At 72.6% G+C, this 19,009-nt stretch carries 11 protein-coding genes; 7 read left to right on the forward strand and 4 right to left on the reverse strand.

The window, feature by feature from the left end:
* From IRQ30_RS19785 to IRQ30_RS19795, 3 genes are all read right to left on the reverse strand, one after another.
* Positions 1-1,191, reverse strand: a 1,191-nt coding sequence (locus IRQ30_RS19785) for an AAA family ATPase (RefSeq protein WP_338089797.1), incomplete at its 3' end; no start/stop codon positions are given.
* 7 nt (positions 1,192-1,198) lie between these two features.
* A complete protein-coding gene (locus IRQ30_RS19790) occupies positions 1,199-1,831 on the reverse strand; it encodes an MBL fold metallo-hydrolase (RefSeq protein ID WP_193614629.1) in 633 nt (210 codons plus the stop codon).
* Positions 1,832-1,861: 30 nt separating this feature from the next.
* The gene (locus IRQ30_RS19795) at positions 1,862-2,911 is read right to left on the reverse strand and encodes a glycosyltransferase (protein ID WP_193614630.1); all 1,050 of its coding nucleotides are present in this window, start codon (positions 2,909-2,911) and stop codon (positions 1,862-1,864) included.
* 116 nt (positions 2,912-3,027) lie between these two features.
* Between IRQ30_RS19795 and IRQ30_RS19800 the strand changes: the two genes are divergently transcribed.
* From IRQ30_RS19800 to IRQ30_RS19815, 4 genes are all read left to right on the forward strand, one after another.
* A complete protein-coding gene (locus tag IRQ30_RS19800; protein ID WP_193614631.1) occupies positions 3,028-4,047 on the forward strand; it encodes an LLM class flavin-dependent oxidoreductase in 1,020 nt (339 codons plus the stop codon).
* Positions 4,048-4,130: 83 nt separating this feature from the next.
* On the forward strand, positions 4,131-4,916 hold the full coding sequence (locus IRQ30_RS19805) for a hypothetical protein (RefSeq protein ID WP_193614632.1): 786 nt from the start codon (positions 4,131-4,133) through the stop codon (positions 4,914-4,916).
* Positions 4,916-6,829 carry a fumarate reductase/succinate dehydrogenase flavoprotein subunit gene (locus IRQ30_RS19810; protein WP_227467864.1) on the forward strand — a complete coding sequence of 638 codons (1,914 nt, stop codon included), beginning with the start codon at positions 4,916-4,918 and terminating at the stop codon, positions 6,827-6,829. The genes IRQ30_RS19805 and IRQ30_RS19810 overlap by 1 nt, the downstream gene beginning before the upstream one ends.
* Positions 6,830-6,831: 2 nt before the next feature.
* A complete protein-coding gene (locus IRQ30_RS19815; protein WP_193614633.1) occupies positions 6,832-7,608 on the forward strand; it encodes a succinate dehydrogenase/fumarate reductase iron-sulfur subunit in 777 nt (258 codons plus the stop codon).
* 978 nt (positions 7,609-8,586) lie between these two features.
* Here the strand turns inward: IRQ30_RS19815 and IRQ30_RS19820 are convergent.
* Positions 8,587-9,000 (reverse strand): hypothetical protein, encoded by a 414-nt coding sequence (locus tag IRQ30_RS19820; protein ID WP_193614634.1) that lies wholly within the window; start codon positions 8,998-9,000, stop codon positions 8,587-8,589.
* 70 nt (positions 9,001-9,070) lie between these two features.
* On the opposite strand from IRQ30_RS19820, the gene IRQ30_RS19825 reads away from it, so the two are divergent.
* The 3 genes from IRQ30_RS19825 (at position 9,071) to IRQ30_RS19835 (ending at position 18,973) form a co-directional block, all read left to right on the forward strand.
* Complete coding sequence (locus IRQ30_RS19825; protein ID WP_193614635.1) at positions 9,071-10,816, forward strand: methylmalonyl-CoA mutase family protein; 1,746 nt, start codon at positions 9,071-9,073, stop codon at positions 10,814-10,816.
* Positions 10,813-13,002 (forward strand): methylmalonyl-CoA mutase, encoded by a 2,190-nt coding sequence (scpA, locus tag IRQ30_RS19830; RefSeq protein ID WP_193614636.1) that lies wholly within the window; start codon positions 10,813-10,815, stop codon positions 13,000-13,002. Before IRQ30_RS19825 ends, scpA begins: the two co-directional genes overlap by 4 nt.
* A 139-nt stretch (positions 13,003-13,141) precedes the next feature.
* Positions 13,142-18,973 carry a GH92 family glycosyl hydrolase gene (locus IRQ30_RS19835; protein WP_193614637.1) on the forward strand — a complete coding sequence of 1,944 codons (5,832 nt, stop codon included), beginning with the start codon at positions 13,142-13,144 and terminating at the stop codon, positions 18,971-18,973.
* The last annotated feature ends 36 nt before the right edge of the window (positions 18,974-19,009 follow it).

A 19,009-nucleotide genomic window follows, 5' to 3' on the forward strand; every position in this document is an offset into this window, starting at 1 on the left:
CGCGGCCGCCCGCGCGAGCAGGTCGGCCGCGTCGGCCAGCGTGCCGACGGGGGCGGCGAGCAGGTGGGGGGCGAGCTGCGCGGCCGGCACCTCGCGGGCGTGGAGCTCGCGCACCGTGCGGGCGTGCATGGCCGAGCACTGCAGCGGCCCGAGCGCCGAGACCGTGGCCTCGCGGATCACCGGGTGCACGAACGTCAGGCCGTCGACGCCGCCGACGAGGACGTTGGCCCGCACGAGCGAGGCGACCGCCTCGGGCAGGGCGTCGGGCGGGACCTCGGCCACCCGCCCGGCCAGCCAGGGGCTGGCCTCGAACCCCAGCACGGCGGCGGCGCCGGCCAGCGCGAGCGCCTCGGGGGAGAGCCGGCTGAGCATCGCGCGCGAGATGGTGGCCGGGCCCAGCCCGGAGATGGCCTCGGCGGTCGCGGGGTGCGAGACGTCGTGCCCGGCGCTGCCCAGCTCGTCGAGCAGGGCCCCGGTGAGGAACGGGTTGCCACCACAGGCGGCGTGCATGGCCTCGACCACCGCCGCGCAGGGCACCACGCCGTCGGGGGTGTGGAAGGCGGCCACCGCCACGGGCGACAGCGGCTCGGGCAGCAGGCGCTCGACGTAGGGCGAGACCGTCAGCTCCGTGAGCGGGCCGCTGCCGCCCGACGGCGGTCGGGTGGCCACCACGAGCGCGATGGGCAGGTCGGCGATGCGCCGGGCGAGGTAGCCGAGGAAGCGCAGCGACGGCTGGTCGGACCACTGGGCGTCGTCGACGGTGATCAGGAGCGGTCGGGTCGAGGACAGGTCGATCGCGACCCACCACAGGGCGTGCAGCGTGCGGGCGACCTCGGCGTCGCTCGCCCCCGAGGCAGGGGCCACGTCGAGCGCCTGCAGCGCCCGACCGGCCGGACCGGCGAGGATCGCGTCGCGGACCTCGCCGCTGTAGCGCGAGATCGAGCGCTCCACCATCTGCCGCACGACACCCCACGCCAGCGGCGTCTCGGTCTCGTCGCCGATCGCCTGGAGCCGGCCGTAGCCGCGGCGCCGCGCGAGCTCGCGGGCCTCCCGCACCAGCGCGGTCTTGCCGATCCCGGCGGCGCCCTCGATGACGATCACGCGTCCCGAGCCGGCCGCCGCCTCGTCGAGCGCGGTCGCGATGCGGACCAGCTCGGACTCGCGCTCCAGGATCTGCGAGGCCGAGCTCACGGGGGACTCACCGGGCGGCCACCCGCTCGAGGACGTCGGGGTCGCGCAGCGGCGGCCCGTGGCCGAAGAGCGCCAGCGCCGGGCGCAGCGCGGCCAGCCGGCGCATCGACGCCCGGTTGACCGCCACGTCGGCGGTGAGGAACGACCACGGCGCGGTGACCCGCCCGAGGTGGAAGAACACGTCGCCGGCGATCAGCACCCGGTCGGACTCGCGCCACAGCGCGATGTGTCCGGGGGAGTGGCCCGGCACCTCGAGCACCTCGAAGCCGGCCACGGCGTCGCCCTCGACCAGCCCGCGCGACACGGCGTACGACGGCACCTTGGGCAGGTGGGACATCAGCCGCGGCACCAGCCCGGGGCCGATCGCCGGCGTCGCCGTCTCGATCGCCTCGGCGTCCGCCGCACCGCACCACAGCGGCAGGTCCATGGCCTCGCACACCGCCCTGCTGGAGCCGAAGTGGTCGGGGTGGGCGTGGGTCACGGCGTGCGCCGTGACCGGGTGCCCGGACAGCTCGCGCAGGAGCCGCTTGCGCGCGCCGGGAGTGCCCGCGTCGACGAGGACGTCGCCGACGAGGTAGCAGTTGACCATGTGGGGCGGGCGTCCCCTGAGGAGCTGGACCCCGGGCGCGATCTCACGCACAGGCGGATCATATGCGCGCGAACGCGCTCTTTACCCGACCTTGGCCCCGGACATCGCCGACATCGTGCTCTCCAGCTCGTCGACCGCGTCCGTCCAGGGGCGCTCCAGCGCCAGCTCGCGGCCCCGCGCTCCCAGCAGCGTGCGTCGCCGGTCCGCCACGACCGCGGACACCTGGTCCCGGAAGGAGCGGCTGCTGGACGGGTCGAAGAGCAGGCCGTTCTCGAGGCTGCGGACGACGTCGGTCGCGCCGCCCGAGCGGGCCGCGACCACGGGCACCCCCGACGCGCTCGCCTCGCGCAGCTGGTGGCAGCAGGTCTCGTGCGCGCCCGGGTGCACGAGCACGTCCAGGGACGGCAGGGCGACGGTCAGGTCGCCGGTGGTGAGGGCGCCCGTGAGCTTGGCGCCGGGGAGCCGCTGGGCCAGCCACGACCGCTGGGGGCCGTCGCCGATCACCACGAGGCGGATGCCCGGGAGGTCGGCGAGCTCGGCCAGGCGGCGTACGCCGTGGCGCTTGTGGAGGCTGCCGACGTACCCGACGACCACCAGCGGCGTCTCGCGGGAGCGGGCCCGGGCCCACGAGTCGTGCAGCCAGGAGTCGCGCAGGGCGGGGGTGAAGGCGGCGGAGTCCACGCCCGGGCGCCACAGCGCGGCCTCGACCCCGAGCTCGGCCGCGCGCTCCACCATCCAGGACGAGGTGACCAGGACCCGGTCGGCGCGGGTCACCGTGCCGCGCCAGTAGTCCGCGGTCAGGTCGAGGACCGCCGACTGCTCGACCACGAGCGAGGCGGTCCCGGTGCGCTGGGCGTGCTTCAGCGCCTTGCGGCCGAGGGTCCCCGGAGAGGTGACGTGGACCAGGTCCGGGGCGTGGCCGTCGATCGCGGCGCGCACCTGCGCGCCGACCGGCTCGAGCGGGCGGACCCGGACCACGTCACAGCCGCGGTAGGAGGTCAGCCCGGGAGCCGGAGCGATGATCCGGACCGAGTGCCCGCGGTCGACGAGGCGGTCGGCCACGGCCTTGAGCGTGGTCGTCGTGCCGTCCACGGCGGGGAAGAACGTCTCGGTCACCAGAGCGATCCGCATGCCACGAGCGTGACCCGCCGTCGCGTCCTGGCCACGGCCTACGGGTGTCCGCGCGGTGAACAGTGGCCCGCCAGGACCGCCGGGAAGTTTGAAGGTTCAACCAGTGTTGGGCCGGTATGAAGAAGATCGGGTTCCTGTCCTTCGGCCACTGGTCGGCCTCCCCGCAGTCCCAGACGCGCTCGGCCTCGGACGTGCTGCACCAGTCCATCGACCTCGCCGTGGCCGCCGAGGAGCTGGGCGTCGACGGCGCCTACTTCCGGGTGCACCACTTCGCCCAGCAGCTGGCGTCGCCGTTCCCACTGCTCGCCGCGGTCGGTGCGCGCACGAGCCGCATCGAGATCGGCACCGGCGTCATCGACATGCGCTACGAGAACCCGCTCTACATGGCGGAGGACGCCGGCGCGGCGGACCTCATCTCCGACGGCAGGCTGCAGCTCGGCGTGAGCCGCGGGTCACCGGAGCAGGTCATCGACGGCTACCGCTACTTCGGCTACGCCCCTGCCGAGGGCACCGACCACGCCGACATGGCGCGCGAGCACACCCGGGTGTTCCTCGAGGTGCTCGAGGGCAACGGCTTCGCCGAGCCCAACCCGCGCCCGATGTTCCCCAACCCGCCGGGTCTGCTGCGCATCGAGCCGCACGCGCCGGGCCTGCGCGACCGGATCTGGTGGGGCGCCGGCACCCGGCAGACCGCCGAGTGGACCGCCCAGCAGGGCATGAACCTGATGAGCTCGACGCTGCTGGGCGAGGACACCGGCGTGCCCTTCCACCAGCTCCAGGCCGAGCAGATCGAGCGCTTCCGCACCGCCTGGGCCGAGGCCGGTCACACCCGCACCCCGCGGGTCTCGGTCAGCCGCAGCATCTTCCCGATCGTCAGCGACCTCGACCGCGCCTACTTCGGTCGCGAGGGCGGCGGTGGCGACCAGGTGGGCTACATCGACGGCGGCAAGGCCCGCTTCGGCAAGACCTACGCCGGCTCGCCCGAGCGGCTCATCGAGGAGCTGGCCCGCGACGAGGCCGTCGCCGCGGCGGACACGCTGCTGCTCACCATCCCCAACCAGCTGGGCGTCGACTACAACGCCCACGTGTTGGAGACGGTGCTGAAGGAGCTCGCCCCGGGCCTCGGCTGGAGGTGACCTCGCCGGCTCGTTCGGTGTGACCCCTTTCACATCGGTCGGTTTCTGTGCAGACTCAGCCCCGGACTCCTCCGGAGGTGGGCATGACGACTGGCGTGCACGGGCCGACCAGGGCTGCGATCGACGAGAAGACCCTGCGGCCGGACCGCTGGTGGCTGCCGCCGCTGACGACGTTCGTGGTGTTCAGCGCCTTCGTCGTCTACGCGACGGTGCGGGCGTTCATGGGCAGCGACTACTACGCCTCGCCCTACCTCTCGCCGTTCTACTCCCCGTGCCTGGGTGACTGCGTCGAGGGCGCCTCGGACTTCGGTCAGCCGTTCCGTGCCTGGCCGCTGTCCGCGGCGCTGCTCATCCTGATCTTCCCGCTCGGCTTCCGGATGACCTGCTACTACTACCGCAAGGCCTACTACCGGGCGTTCTGGCTCTCGCCGCCCGCCTGCGCGGTCGCCGAGCCGAAGACGACGTACACCGGCGAGACGCGCTTCCCGCTGCTGCTGCAGAACGTCCACCGCTACTTCTGGTACGCCGCCGTGCTGGTCGGCCTGGTGCTGAGCTTCGACGTGGTGCTGGCCTTCCGCAACGAGGACCACGAGTGGGGCCACATGGGCCTCGGCACGCTCCTCATGCTCGTCAACGTCGTCCTGATCTGGCTCTACACGCTCTCGTGCCACTCGTGCCGCCACACCGTCGGCGGCCGGCTGCGGCACTTCTCGAAGCACCCCGTGCGCTACAAGCTCTGGACCTGGGTCTCCCGGCTCAACCAGGACCACGGCCGCTACGCGTGGTACTCGCTGTTCTCCGTCGCCCTGGTCGACCTCTACATCTTCCTGATCGCCAACGGCACGATCGAGGACGTGAGGTTCTTCTGATGAGCGGCACCCACCCGGTCAACGACCGGCACCCGATGACCGGCAACGAGATGTCCGGAGACGCGGCGGGCGGCATGGAGCGCCACCAGTACGACGTCGTCGTGGTCGGCGCCGGGGGAGCTGGTCTGCGGGCCGCGATCGCGGCCCACGACGCCGGCGCTCGCACGGCGATCGTCTGCAAGTCCCTGCTCGGCAAGGCCCACACGGTGATGGCCGAGGGCGGCATCGCGGCCGCCATGGGCAACCGCTGGCCGGAGGACAACTGGGAGGTCCACTTCCGCGACACCATGCGCGGCGGGAAGATGCTCAACAACTGGCGCATGGCCCAGCTCCACGCCCAGGAGGCGCCCGAGCGGGTGATGGAGCTCGAGGACTGGGGTGCGCTCTTCGACCGCACCGACGACGGGCTGATCTCCCAGCGCGACTTCGGCGGCCACAAGTACGCCCGGCTGGCCCACGTCGGCGACCGCACCGGCCTGGAGATGATCCGCACCCTCCAGCAGCGCGCGGTCTCCCTGGGCATCGACGTCTTCATGGAGTGCACGGTCACCGACGTCATGCTGGACAAGGACGACGGCGGCGCGGTGTCGGGCGCCTTCGGCTACTGGCGCGAGACGGGTCGCTTCGTGCTGTTCGAGACGCCCAGCGTCGTCCTCGCCACCGGCGGCATCGGCAAGTCGTTCAAGGTGACCTCCAACTCCTGGGAGTACACCGGCGACGGCCACGCGCTCGCGATGCGCGCGGGCGCCTCGCTGATCAACATGGAGTTCGTGCAGTTCCACCCGACGGGCATGGTCTGGCCACCCTCGGTGAAGGGGCTGCTGGTCACGGAGTCGGTGCGCGGCGACGGCGGCATCCTGAAGAACTCCGAGGGCGAGCGGTTCATGTTCGACTACATCCCGGAGTACTTCAAGAGCGAGACGGCCGACACCGTGGAGGAGGCCGACGCCTGGTACGACGACAAGAAGAGCAACCGGCGGCCACCCGAGCTGCTGCCGCGCGACGAGGTCGCCCGGGCCATCAACTCCGAGATCAAGGCCGGCCGCGGCACCCCCCACGGCGGCATCTACCTCGACATCGCCTCGCGCCGCTCCCCGGAGTTCATCCGCAAGCGGCTGCCCTCGATGTACCACCAGTTCAAGGAGCTGGCCGACGTCGACATCACCGCCGAGCCCATGGAGATCGGCCCCACCTGCCACTACGTGATGGGCGGGGTCGAGGTCGACGCCGACACCCAGCAGAGCGCCGTGACCGGCCTGTACGCCGTCGGCGAGTGCAGCGGCGGGATGCACGGCTCCAACCGGCTGGGCGGCAACTCGCTGGGGGACCTGCTGGTCTTCGGCAAGCGCGCCGGCGAGGCCGCGACGGCGTACGCCAGGTCGCGGGACGACGACCGCCCGAAGGTCGACGAGGCCGACGTGAAGGCGGCCGAGCGCAGCGCGCTCGCGCCGTTCGAGGTGGAGGGCGGGGAGAACCCGTACACGATCCAGTCCGACCTCCAGCAGTCGATGAACGACCTGGTCGGCATCATCCGCACGGCACCCGAGCTGGAGCGGTCGCTGAGCGAGATCGAGGCGTTCAAGGTGCGCGCGGCGTCGATGAAGGTGGAGGGCCACCGGCAGTACAACCCCGGCTGGCACCTCGCGCTGGACCTGCGCAACATGCTGGTCGTCAGCGAGGCGATCGCGAAGGCGGCGCTCGCGCGAGAGGAGTCGCGCGGCGGGCACACCCGCGACGACTTCCCGGGACCGAGCGAGGAGTGGGCGACCAAGAACCTCGTGGTCGACCTCAGTGCCGACGGCACCGGCATCGACCTGCACGAGAAGCCGTTGCCGGAGATGCCCGAGGAGCTCAGGAAGTACTTCGAGCCGGCAGCCGCCGAGCCCCCTGCCGAGAGCAAGGAAGGGAAGTAGGTATGGGATACCAGCTGAAGATGCGGGTGTGGCGCGGCGACCAGTCGGGCGGCGACCTGGGCGACTACACGGTCGAGGTGTCCGAGGGCGAGGTCGTCCTGGACGCGCTGCACCGGGTGCAGGCCACCCAGGCCGGCGACCTGGCGATCCGGTGGAACTGCAAGGCCGGCAAGTGCGGCTCCTGCAGCGCCGAGATCAACGGCCGGCCCCGGCTGCTGTGCATGACCCGGCTCTCGGACTTCGACGAGACCGAGACGATCACCGTCACCCCGCTGCGGACGTTCCCGGTGATCCGCGACCTGGTCACCGACGTGTCCTTCAACTACGAGAAGGCGCGCGAGCTGCCGTCGTTCGCGCCGCCGCCCCGCGACGCCGACAACAAGCGCCGCATGGCCCAGGTCGACGTCGAGCGAGGGCAGGAGTTCCGCAAGTGCATCGAGTGCTTCCTGTGCCAGAACGTCTGCCACGTGGTGCGCGACCACGAGGAGAACAAGCCTGCCTTCGCGGGCCCGCGCTTCTTCCTGCGCTACGCCGAGCTCGACATGCACCCCCTCGACACCCACGACCGGCGCGAGCTCGCCCAGGGCGCCGCCGGCCTCGGGATGTGCAACATCACCAAGTGCTGCACCGAGGTCTGCCCCGAGGGCATCAAGATCACCGACAACGCGATCATCCCCATGAAGGAGCGCGTCGTCGACCGCAAGTACGACCCGCTCGTCTGGCTGGGCAACAAGATCGGCCTCCGCACCAAGGACAACGACGGCCGCACCGAGCCCTAGCCACGACGGTGGTCGAGCAGTGAGGAGCGTCAGCGACGAGCGCCCGTCGAGACCGCGTGAGTCAAGCGCCCAGCGGCGACCCACGGTGGTTGAGGTGCGAGCGCCAGCGAGCCTCGAAACCACACTCCCGGTGGTCGAGCAGTGAGGAGCGTCAGCGACGAGCGCCCGTCGAGACCCCGTGAGCCGAACGCCCGCGTCCGGTGGTTGAGGTGCGAGCGAAGCGAGCCTCGAAACCACCTGATGTGTGCGGGGCTGGGGTGGCCCGCGCGCGTAGCAGCCCGGGTCTCGGCGTCAAGGAGCTTCGCCCGCTTCGCGGCGGCCTGCGGCCGTCCTTGACTCCGAGCCTCTCCCGGGCTGCTGGGACGGCGCACGGGCGGCGGCGGCTTCGCCGCGCCGCCCGCAAACAGCGCGGGCCCTGCCTATCGGTCGCCTATGTCGGCAGTTCGCGCCTGACGCCGACGTCTCCACGCTTGGCCGGCCTCATGCGGTGACCAACTGCCGACGCTGAGTGTCGGTCGTCGCACCACCAGTCACACCAGCCCCAGAAGCCTCATCGGTCGGGGGGTGCCGCGCATTGCGCGGGCGGCGCGGGCGAAGCCCGTGTCGCCCCGTGCGCCGTCAAGCCGGTCGAGAGAGGCTCTGGGTCAAGGACGCCCGAAGGGCGCCGCGAAGCGGGCGAAGCTCCTTGAGGCGGAGACGCGACCGGCTACGCGCGCGGCACCCCAGTCCGGCCCCGAGGAGACAGTCAGAGGTGCGGGGGTCTCGACGGGCGCTCGCTGCGCTCGCTGCTCGACCACCGGTCGGGTGCGGCGGGTGGTTTCGAGGCTCGCTGCGCTCGCACCTCAACCACCGTGGGGTCGGTCCGCAGTCGGCTCACGGGGTCTCGACGGGCGCTCGTCGCTGGCGCTCCTCGCTGCTCGACCACCGGTGGGGTGGGTTCGAGGCTCGCTGCGCTCGCTGGTCGACCACCGGGCGGCGTCAGTCGGCGAGGTCGGTGACGTTGGGGGTGGGGATGTCGCCGCGGCGAAGGGCATCGGCCAGGGAGTGGATGCGCAGGCCGCTGGACTGCCAGTCGCCGGCGGGCTCGTCGTACCAGATCGTGAAGCCGCGGCGGGCCTCCACGGTCCAGTGCCGGCCGAGGACGACGCGGGCGAGGAGGGCGAAGGGGACGACGAGGAGCAGGAGCAGGAGCTCGAGGGCGGCGACGAGCGCCAGGACCAGGAACGGCAGCAGGATGACCAGGAAGATCAGGCCGATGACCGCGCTGACCGGGTCGTCGCCGAGGCCGGGGCCCGACGGCATGTTGGCCATGACCCCCTTGAGCCGGCGTCGCCACGGCACCCAGCGGCGGGTCACGCGCCACGTCTGCCCTGTCGGGTCCTGGACCTTCACGCGGACAGACTAGAGACGGAAACGTCACACTGGGTGGAACCTGTTCTCGGACGCTCCTATGGTTCGCACCATGACTGTTGAGGGGAGTGCCCCGGGCGCCGTGGCCGGCGGGCTCGACGAGCCCGAGGAGCTCGAGCCCGAGCAGGGCACGCTCGCGCTCGCCGCGGAGGACGACCGGCACACCGTCGCCGACTGGGAGGCGGCGGCCGCCGCCGTGCTGCGCAAGGCGCGCCGGCTCACCGACGACGACCCGGACTCGCGGGTGTGGGAGAAGCTGTCCCGCACCACCCTGGACGACATCCCCGTCACGCCCCTGGGCACGGCCGACCTGCTCGACGGCCTCGCCACCGCCGGGCGCCCGACCCGGACCGGCGACTGGGACATCCGCTCGCACCTGCGGGGCGACGACGCCGCGGCACTCAACGAGACCGCGCTCGTCGACCTCGACGGCGGCGTGACGTCGCTGTGGCTGCAGACCGGTCCGGACGCCGACCTGGCCTCGCTGCTGAAGGGCGTGCTGCTCGACCTGGCGCCGGTCGTGCTTGACGCGCCCGCCGGCGGCCAGGTCGCCGTCGCCCGCGCTTTCCTCGACGCCCTCGGCGAGACGACCCCGGCCCCCGGCACCAACCTCGGCGGCTCGGGCGACGAGCTGGTCGACGTGGCCATGCTCGCGCAGGAGCGCGGTGTCCTGGGCGTGGTCGTCGACGCGACGGTCGTGCACGACCGTGGCGCGTCGGACGCGCAGGAGCTCGGCTACTCCATGGCCGTGGCGGCCTCCGCCCTGCGGCGGCTCACCGAGGCCGGCCTGGGCATCGACGAGACGGTCGGGCTGATGGAGTTCCGCTACGCCGCCACCGACGAGCAGTTCCCGACGATCGCCAAGCTGCGCGCCGCACGGCGGCTCTGGGCGCGCGTGGTCGAGCTCAGCGGTGGCGACGCGTCCGTGCCGCAGCGCCAGCACGTCGTGACCAGCAAGCCGATGATGAGCCGCTACGACCCCTACGTGAACATGCTGCGCACGACGGTCGCCGCCTTCGCCGCGGGGGTCGGCGGAGCCGACGCCGTGACCGTGCTGCCCTTCGACGCGCCGCTCGGCCGCCCCGACGTCCTCGGCCGCCGCATCGCGCGCAACACCTCGGCGCTGCTGATGTGGGAGTCCCACGTCGCCAAGGTCGCCGACCCGGCGGGTGGCTCCTACGCCGTCGAGAAGCTCACCGACGACCTCGCCGCCGCGGGCTGGGCCGAGCTCGGCCGCGTCGAGGAGGACGGTCTCGCGGCGCTCGACGAGCGCATCGCGGAGACCGTCGCCCGCCGCGACGTCGAGGTGGCTCGGCGCACGCGGCCGATCACCGGGCTCACCGAGTTCCCGAACCTCGCGGAGACCCTTCCCGAGCGCGAGCCCGACGGCTTCTTCGACGGCGTCCGCGCCTACGGCGCCGCCTTCGAGGCGCTGCGCGACGACCCGGCGGCGACGCCGGTCTTCCTCGCCACCCTGGGAACGATCGCCTCCCACACGGCGCGCGCGACGTTCGCGGCCAACCTGCTCGCCGCCGGCGGGGTCGCCACCGAGGTCGCCGGCGCGACCGCCGGCGTCGAGGACCTGCTGGCGGCCTACGCCGGGCAGCCGGTCGTGTGCCTCGCCGGCAGCGACGCGACCTACGCCGACTGGGGGAGCGAGGCCGCCGCCGCGCTGCGCGAGGCGGGTGCGACGCACGTCGTCATCGCGGGCAAGCCGGTCGACTACGTCGACGACTCGTGCGCGATGGGCGTCGACGCCCTGGACTTCGTGACCCGGACGAGGGAGAAGCTGGCATGAGCGTTCCGAAGAGCTTCGCGGGGCTGCCGCTGAGTGGTGACGATGGTGGTCTCGAGACGGGACTTCGTCCCTCCTCGACCACCGATGGTGCGCCGTGGACGAGCCCGGAGGGGATCGACGTGCTTCCGGTCTACGGGCCCGAGCACCTCGAGGGCCTCGACGCGCTCGACACCCTCCCCGGGCTGAGCCCGTTCCTGCGCGGGCCGTACCCCACGATGTACACGACCCAGCCGTGGACGATCCGGCAGTACGCCGGCTTCTCGACCGCCGAGGAGTCCAACGCGTTCTACCGGCGCAACCTCGCGGCCGGCCAGAAGGGGCTCAGCGTCGCCTTCGACCTGGCCACCCACCGTGGCTACGACTCCGACCACCCGCGGGTGCGCGGCGACGTCGGCATGGCCGGCGTGGCGATCGACTCGATCTACGACACCCGCACGCTCTTCGACGGCATCCCGCTCGACGAGATGTCGGTGTCGATGACGATGAACGGCGCCGTCCTGCCCGTGCTCGCGCTCTACATCGCCGCGGCCGAGGAGCAGGGGGTGAGGCCGGAGCAGCTCGCGGGGACGATCCAGAACGACATCCTCAAGGAGTTCATGGTCCGCAACACCTACATCTACCCGCCGGCGCCCTCGATGCGGATCATCTCCGACATCTTCAGCTACACCGCCGCGAAGATGCCGCGCTTCAACTCCATCTCGATCTCCGGCTACCACATCCAGGAGGCCGGGGCCACGGCCGACCTCGAGCTGGCCTACACGCTGGCCGACGGTGTCGAGTACATCCGCGCGGGCCTCGGGACCGGGATGACGATCGACCAGTTCGCGCCACGGCTGTCGTTCTTCTGGGCGATCGGCATGAACTTCTACATGGAGATCGCGAAGATGCGCGCGGCCCGGGCGCTGTGGGCGCGACTGGTGCGCGACTTCGCGCCGCAGAACCCCAAGTCGCTCAGCCTGCGCACGCACAGCCAGACCAGCGGCTGGTCGCTGACCGCGCAGGACGTCTTCAACAACGTCGGGCGCACGGCCATCGAGGCCATGGCCGCGACGCAGGGTCACACCCAGTCGCTGCACACCAACGCCCTCGACGAGGCGATCGCGCTGCCCACGGACTTCTCGGCGCGCATCGCCCGCAACACCCAGCTGCTGCTCCAGCAGGAGAGCGGCACGACCGGCACGATCGACCCCTGGGCCGGCAGCTACTACGTCGAGCGCCTCACCCACGACCTCGCCGAGCGGGCCTGGGCGCACATCCAGGAGGCCGAGGCCGCCGGCGGCATGGCCAAGGCGATCGAGCAGGGCATCCCCAAGATGCGCATCGAGGAGGCCGCGGCGCGCACCCAGGCCCGGATCGACGCCGGCACGCAGAAGGTCATCGGCGTCAACACCTACCGCCTCGCGGCGGAGGACAAGCTGGACGTGCTGCGCGTCGACAACGACGACGTCTACCGCCAGCAGATCGCCAAGCTCGAGCGGCTGCGCGCCGAGCGCGACGACGACGCCGTACGCCGCTCGCTGGAGGCGCTCACCAACAGCGCCGAGCGCGGGGCGACCGAGGGCTCGCTCGACGGCAACCTGCTCGCGCTGGCCGTCGACGCGGCCCGCGCCAAGGCCACGGTCGGGGAGATCTCCGACGCGCTCGAGAAGGTCTACGGCCGCCACCAGGCGGTGATCCGTACGATCAGCGGCGTGTTCAGGGACGAGTCGGCCGGCGGCGGGCAGGGCGGCACGCTCGTGCAGCAGGTCCTCGACGCCACCGCGGAGTTCGAGGAGGCCGAGGGCCGCCGCCCGCGCATCCTGGTGGCCAAGATGGGCCAGGACGGCCACGACCGCGGCCAGAAGGTCATCGTCTCGGCCTTCGCCGACATGGGCTTCGACGTCGACGTGGGCCCGCTCTTCTCCACCCCGGAGGAGGTGGCGCAGCAGGCGGTCGACGCCGACGTGCACGTCGTGGGCGTCTCGTCGCTCGCGGCGGGCCACCTGACGCTGCTGCCCGCGCTGAAGGCCGCGCTGGCCGAGCAGGGCCGTCCCGACATCATGGTGACGATCGGCGGCGTGATCCCGCCCGACGACGTGCCCACGCTGAAGGAGATGGGTGCGGCTGCGGTGTTCCTGCCGGGCACGGTCATCGCCGAGTCGGCCCTCGACCTGCTCGCCCGGCTCCGGGAGCAGCTCGCCGACTGAGGTCGTTCACCTGGCGGTCGGCGACTCGACGTCTTGCAGCGTCTCTGGCAGCGCCCACCGTCCGCCTCCGGTTCACCAGCGGTCCCTAGCGTCACCGCGGCACGTCGCCGCACCCCTGACGCAAGGAACCCACTGACGCATGTCCACCTCCGTTTCGCGCGGCTCGCGCACCTCGCGAGTCCTCACCTCGGTCGTCGCCACCGCCCTGACGGCGGCCGGCCTGGCCGTGACCGCCCCGGTCAGCGCCACCGCCGCCGGCGCTCCCGCCGCCGAGGCGGTCGACCACACCGAGCACGTGAACCCGTTCATGTCCACGCAGGGCGACCACGGCCAGAACCTCCCCGGCGCGCAGGTCCCGCACGGATTGGCCAAGCCCAACCCGATGACGGCGCCGGGTCGCACCCACTCCGGCTACGACTACGCCCAGTCGAGCATCAAGGGCTTCACGCTCACCAACCTCGACGGCGTCGGCGGCTCCGGCGCCGGCGGCGACGTGCTCGTGGTCCCGACCTACCGCACCTACACCGCGCGGCCCGCGGCCAGCACCTACGCCCTGCCGTTCTCCCACGACGACGAGACGGCCGAGCCCGGCTACTACCAGGTCGGCCTGCAGGCCGCCGAGGGCACGATCGACGCCGAGCTCACGGCGACGGTGCGCAGCGGCCTGGAGAGGTTCACCTTCCCCAAGCCCGGCGCGGCCTCCGTGGTCTTCGACCTGCAGAACAACTTCACCGGCCGCACCGCCTCCGAGCTGACGGCGACGACGCTCGCCGACGGCCGCGCCGAGCTGTCGGGCAGCATCAGCGGCACCTTCAACGGCTACGACTACCGGCTCTTCTACGACGCGGTCACCGACGTCCCGGTGACGAGCGTCAAGACCTGGGGCGAGGGCGGCGCGTACGGCGCCGTCAAGCGCCGCACCGGCACCGACACCGGCGCCGTCCTCACCTTCGACGTCGACGCCGGAGAGGCCGTGCAGCTGACCACGACGCTCTCGCCGATCAGCGTCGCGCAGGCGCGCAAGGACCGACTGGCCGAGGTGGGCGACCGGACCTTCGAGGACGTCCGCCAGGCCGCCCACGACGACTGGCGCGACACGCTGGGCAAGGTGGCGGTCACCAGCGACGAGACCGCCGACCCCGGCGGCGACCTCGAGACGATCTTCTACACGAGCCTGTACCGGATGCTGGCCACGCCGACCAACGCCACCAGCACCGACGGCACCTACCGTGGCGTGGACGGTGCGGTGCACCGCGCCGACGGCTACACGCACTACGACGGCTGGGGCACCTGGGACGACTTCCGCAAGTACCCCGTGCTGGCCTCGCTCTACCCCGACGTCTACGCCGACGTCGTGCAGTCGCTGGTCGACATCTTCGCCGACGACGCCGCGGTGGGCAGCCCGCCGCTCAACACCCGCACCATGGCGGTGCCCACGGTCCGCTTCGAGCGCGCGTCCGTCGTGATCGCCGACGCCGTGGCCAAGGGCGTCAGCCTCGACCGGCTCGACCGCGCCTACCCGGCCGTCGTGGCCAACGCCGGCACCTACAGCGCCGCCGACGAGGCCCGCGGCTACGTGCCCGGCGAGCCCGGCACCACCGTGGGCAACTCCTACGACGACTACGCGCTGTCGGTCATCGCCCGCTCGCTCGGCAAGGACGCCGACGCCGAGCGCTACGCCAAGCGCGCGCTGAACTACCGCAACTCGATCAGGCCCGGCACCTGGACGACCCCGGGCGGGACCCCGGTCGGGGTCCTCGGCTTCCGGGCCGCCGACGGTGCCTTCAGCAACGCCGACCCCGAGCGCTTCGAGGGCTCGAACCCCTACCAGGGCTCGCTGTGGCAGTACCACTGGTACCCCGCCCAGGACGTCGCCGGACTCGTCGCGACCATGGGCGGCACGAACGCCGTGCGCGGCGCCCTGTCCCACTACTTCGGCGAGGAGGCGCCCGACGACGGCACCCGGATGCTGAAGTCGAACGCCAACGAGGTCGACCTGCACACGCCGTACCTCTTCAACTACCTCGGCCAGCCCGCCAAGACCCAGAAGTGGGTCCGGGACCTGTACACGAAGGAGACCTGGCAGAGCTACATCGCGACGGGGCAGACCGACGGCAACAACCCGCCCTCGAGCGGCGGCCGCCTCACCCCGCCGATCCGGACGAAGGTCTTCAAGAACGAGCCGCAGGGCTTCCTGCCCACGATGGACGACGACACCGGCGCGATGTCGGCGACGTTCGTCGCGGCCGCCGTCGGTCTCTACCCGGTGACGGCCGGCTCCTCGCAGTACCAGGTCGGGTCGCCGTTCTTCCCCCGCGTCGACATCTCGCACGCCGACGGCACGACGTTCAGCGTCACGGCCGAGGGCGTCTCCGCGGACCGCTTCTACATCCAGGACGCGCGCCTGGACGGCAAGCCGCACGGTGACACCTGGCTCGACTACGGCGACATCGTCGGCGACGGCGCGTTCGACGTCACGATGGGCTCCGAGCCCTCGCAGTGGGGCACCGGCACGAAGCCGGCGTTCTCGCTCAGCACCGCGGTGGCTCCGCCGACGTCGGCCGCGAGCATCACCTCGGACCGCACGTCCCTGACGGCCGGCGCCGACGGCGCCGTCGACGGCACCATCACAATGGCCCTCGCGGGCGCGACGTTCGCCGGGTCCGACGGGGACGACCTGACGGCCTCCGGGCTCGTGCGGGTCGCCGGACTGCCGGAGGGCGTGACCGCCACGGTCACCCGCACGGGCGGCACCACGCTGTCGGTCCGGGTCCGAGGCACGCTCCCGACGCTCGCCAAGGCGCAGTTCGCGGTGCTCCTGCGTGACGGCGCACTCGCCGGCGACGCCGACGAGGCCGCCGTCACCGGCCGCGGCCTGTCGACGCGCGACCCCTTCGTCATCCGGGTCACCGACCACTGGCGCGCCGAGCTCCGGGCGACGTACGCCGAGGCCCGGCTGGTCGTCCAGGGCAACTACGAGGGCTCGACGTACGCCGCGATGGCGCAGGCCCGTGCCGCCGCGCGGACGGCGCTGGCCGACACGACCGCCACCGACGAGCAGCTCAACGACGCGCAGGCACGGCTCGAGGCGGCCCTCGACGGGCTGACGCTCAGCCAGGGCGGCTTCCGCAGGCTCGAGGCCGAGGAGCACGACTCGTGGTCGGGCGGGCCCGACCTGCACGACGAGCCCAACGGCATCGGCGGCGTGCGCCCCGGGGCCTGGATCGCCTTCAACGGCGTCAGCTTCGCCGAGGACCAGGTCCCCGACCAGGTGCAGGTGCGCTACTCCGGCGCCTCCGACGACGGCTACGCCGACGCCGCGGTCGAGGTGCGCCTGGGCGCCGTCGACGGGCCCCTGCTCGCGACGGTGGCGACCCCGCCGACGGCGAAGGGCTTCGGCACCTACGCCACGGCCACCGCCGACCTGACCGGCGTGGCCGAGCTGCTGGCCGCGAGCCCGGCGACCGTCTACTTCGTCTTCCGCGGCTCGGCCGCCGACGGCTCGCGTCACTGGGTCGGCAACTTCGACCGGATGCAGTTCGCCGACTCGGGGGCGACCGACGAGGAGCCCGTCGACAACGACACGACGCTCAAGCTCAAGGACCGCACCGAGTGGGGCGGTGACACCGCCTCGGGCGGCGGCACCATGAAGACCGAGTCGTTCACCTGGAACGACGGCACGTCCGGCACCGCGGTGGCCAACACCCACGACGGCGACTGGCTCCGCTTCGCCGACGTGGACATCGAGGCCGCCGCGACGTCGGTCGAGGTGCACTACGTCAACAACTCCAACCGGGTGGGCTCCAACGTCAGCATGGACGTGCACCTCGACTCCCGGACGAGCGCGCCGGTCGTCACCGTCCCGCTGCCGGTCACCGGCTCGGCCTGGGACCAGGCCGGGACGGCGAGGGTGACGCTGCCCAGCGCCATCAGCGGGACGCACGACGTCTACCTCGTGCTCCACGCGACCACCGACAGCGCCCACCCCTACGCCGGCAACTTCGACCACGTGAGGCTGGTCGCCCCCGACGCTCCGGTGGACACCTCCGACGGCCGTCTCGTCGAGTTCGAGAGCCGGACGGCGTGGACCGGCACCGCGCTCAAGACCGAGTCGTTCAGCGGCTGGTCCGACGGCACGTCCGGGGTCAACGTCGGCGGCACCCACGACGGCGACGTGCTGGAGTACGACGGCCTGACGTTCGGCAGGACGGCGACCTCGCTGTCGGTCCACTACGTCAACAACTCGTCGCGCTGCGGCCTCGACTCCCGGATCGAGGTCTACCTCGACTCGCGCGAGGGGGCACCGCTGGTGACCGTGCCGCTGCCGGTGACCGGCTCGAGCTGGAGCGCCGCGGGCACGACCACGGTGCCGCTGCCGACCGCCGTGCGCGGGACGCACGACGTGATCCTGGTCCTGCGCACCACCGTGCCCGACGCCAACCACCCCTTCGTGGCCAACCTGGACTCGTTCACGTTCAACTACGGGGTCGACAAGTCGGGGCTGCGCGACCTGCGCAGCGAGCACGAGCCGCTGCTCGACGACGGCGCGCGCTACGTGGACGTCGACTTCGCGACGTTCGCCCGCGCGATGGACACGGCGGCCGAGGTGCTGGCCGACGAGACCGCCGTCGCCTCCGACGTGAGCGGCGCGGCGCGGGACCTGCGCCTGGCCGTCGGTCAGCTGGCCCCCCGCGCGCTGCGGTCGCTGCAGGTCGCGGTCTCCGAGACCAAGGAGCTCGACCTCAGCCGCTACACGCAGGAGTCGGCCGACGTCGTCGCGGCGTCGCTCACCGAGTCCGAGGCGATGCTCACGGCCGGGAGCGCGACCGACGAGGAGTACCTCGCCCAGGCGGAGGCCCTCGAGGGCGCCGTGCGGGAGCTGGACCTCGAGGCGGCCACGGTGCCCGACGCGCCGAGCGCCGTCTCGGCGACGGCGTCGGGTCGCAACCTCACCGTCGCCTGGGCGGCGCCGACGCGGGACGGCAACTCGCCGCTCACCGGCTACGTCGTGCAGCTCGAGGGCGGCGAGCCGGTCGAGGTCGGCCCCGGCGCCACGTCGCACACGTTCGGCGGCCTGACCCGAGGTCGGGAGTACCGCGCCACCGTGAAGGCGGTCAACGCGCTCGGGGTCTCCCCGGCGAGCGCCTACACGGCCTACGTCCCGATCGCGAGCCTGGTGCCGACCGCGCCGGCGAAGCCCGGGATCTCGGCCGTGGGGCAGGCGGTCACGGTGACCTGGTCGGCGCCGGACGACGGCGGCGCCCCGATCACCGGCTACGTCGTGCGGCTCTCCGACGGCACCGAGGCGGAGGTCGCAGCCACGCGCACCGAGCACACCTTCACCGGCCTGGCCGCGGGTGACTACACGGCCACCGTCGCCGCGGTGAACGTCAACGGGCGCTCGTCGCTGTCGCGGGACTCCGCGACGGTCACGGTGCTGCAACCGCCGACGGTCACGAGGGTCGCGGCCACCGCGCCGTCGTGGTCGCGGGTCGCCGTGCGGTGGACGGCCGCCGGGTCGCAGCGCTTCGTGCTGCAGGCGGTCCTGCGCCAGGGCGGTCGCGTGGTGGGCACGCGGCAGGCCTGGTCGGACGCCGCGGGCGTCACCTTCACCGGCCTCGCCGCACGTACGACGTACCAGGTGAGCGTGGCTCCGGTGGGCGGCAGCACCGCGGCCACCGGGACCGTGCGGACGCCGTCGCGCCCGAGGGTCGCCGCGCACGCCGTGCAGGTCAAGGGCAAGGCGAAGGTCGGGCGGACCCTGTCGGTCAACCTGCACCGGGGATCGTGGAGCCCGGGCACCCGCTTCACCTACCGGTGGATGTCCGGCGGCAAGGTCGTCGGCAAGGGCGCGCGGCTGCGGCTCACCGGCCGCCTCGCCGGCACCCGCGTCACCGTGCGGGTCACCGGGAGCTACGCCGACTGGACGCCCACCACGGTGACCAGCAGGCCCGTGCGGGTCGCGCGCTGACCCACCGCCGACCTCGCTGGTCACCAGGCGCCCCGG

It is taken from the genome of Nocardioides lijunqiniae (assembly GCF_015024225.1).
Classification (GTDB): domain Bacteria; phylum Actinomycetota; class Actinomycetes; order Propionibacteriales; family Nocardioidaceae; genus Nocardioides; species Nocardioides lijunqiniae.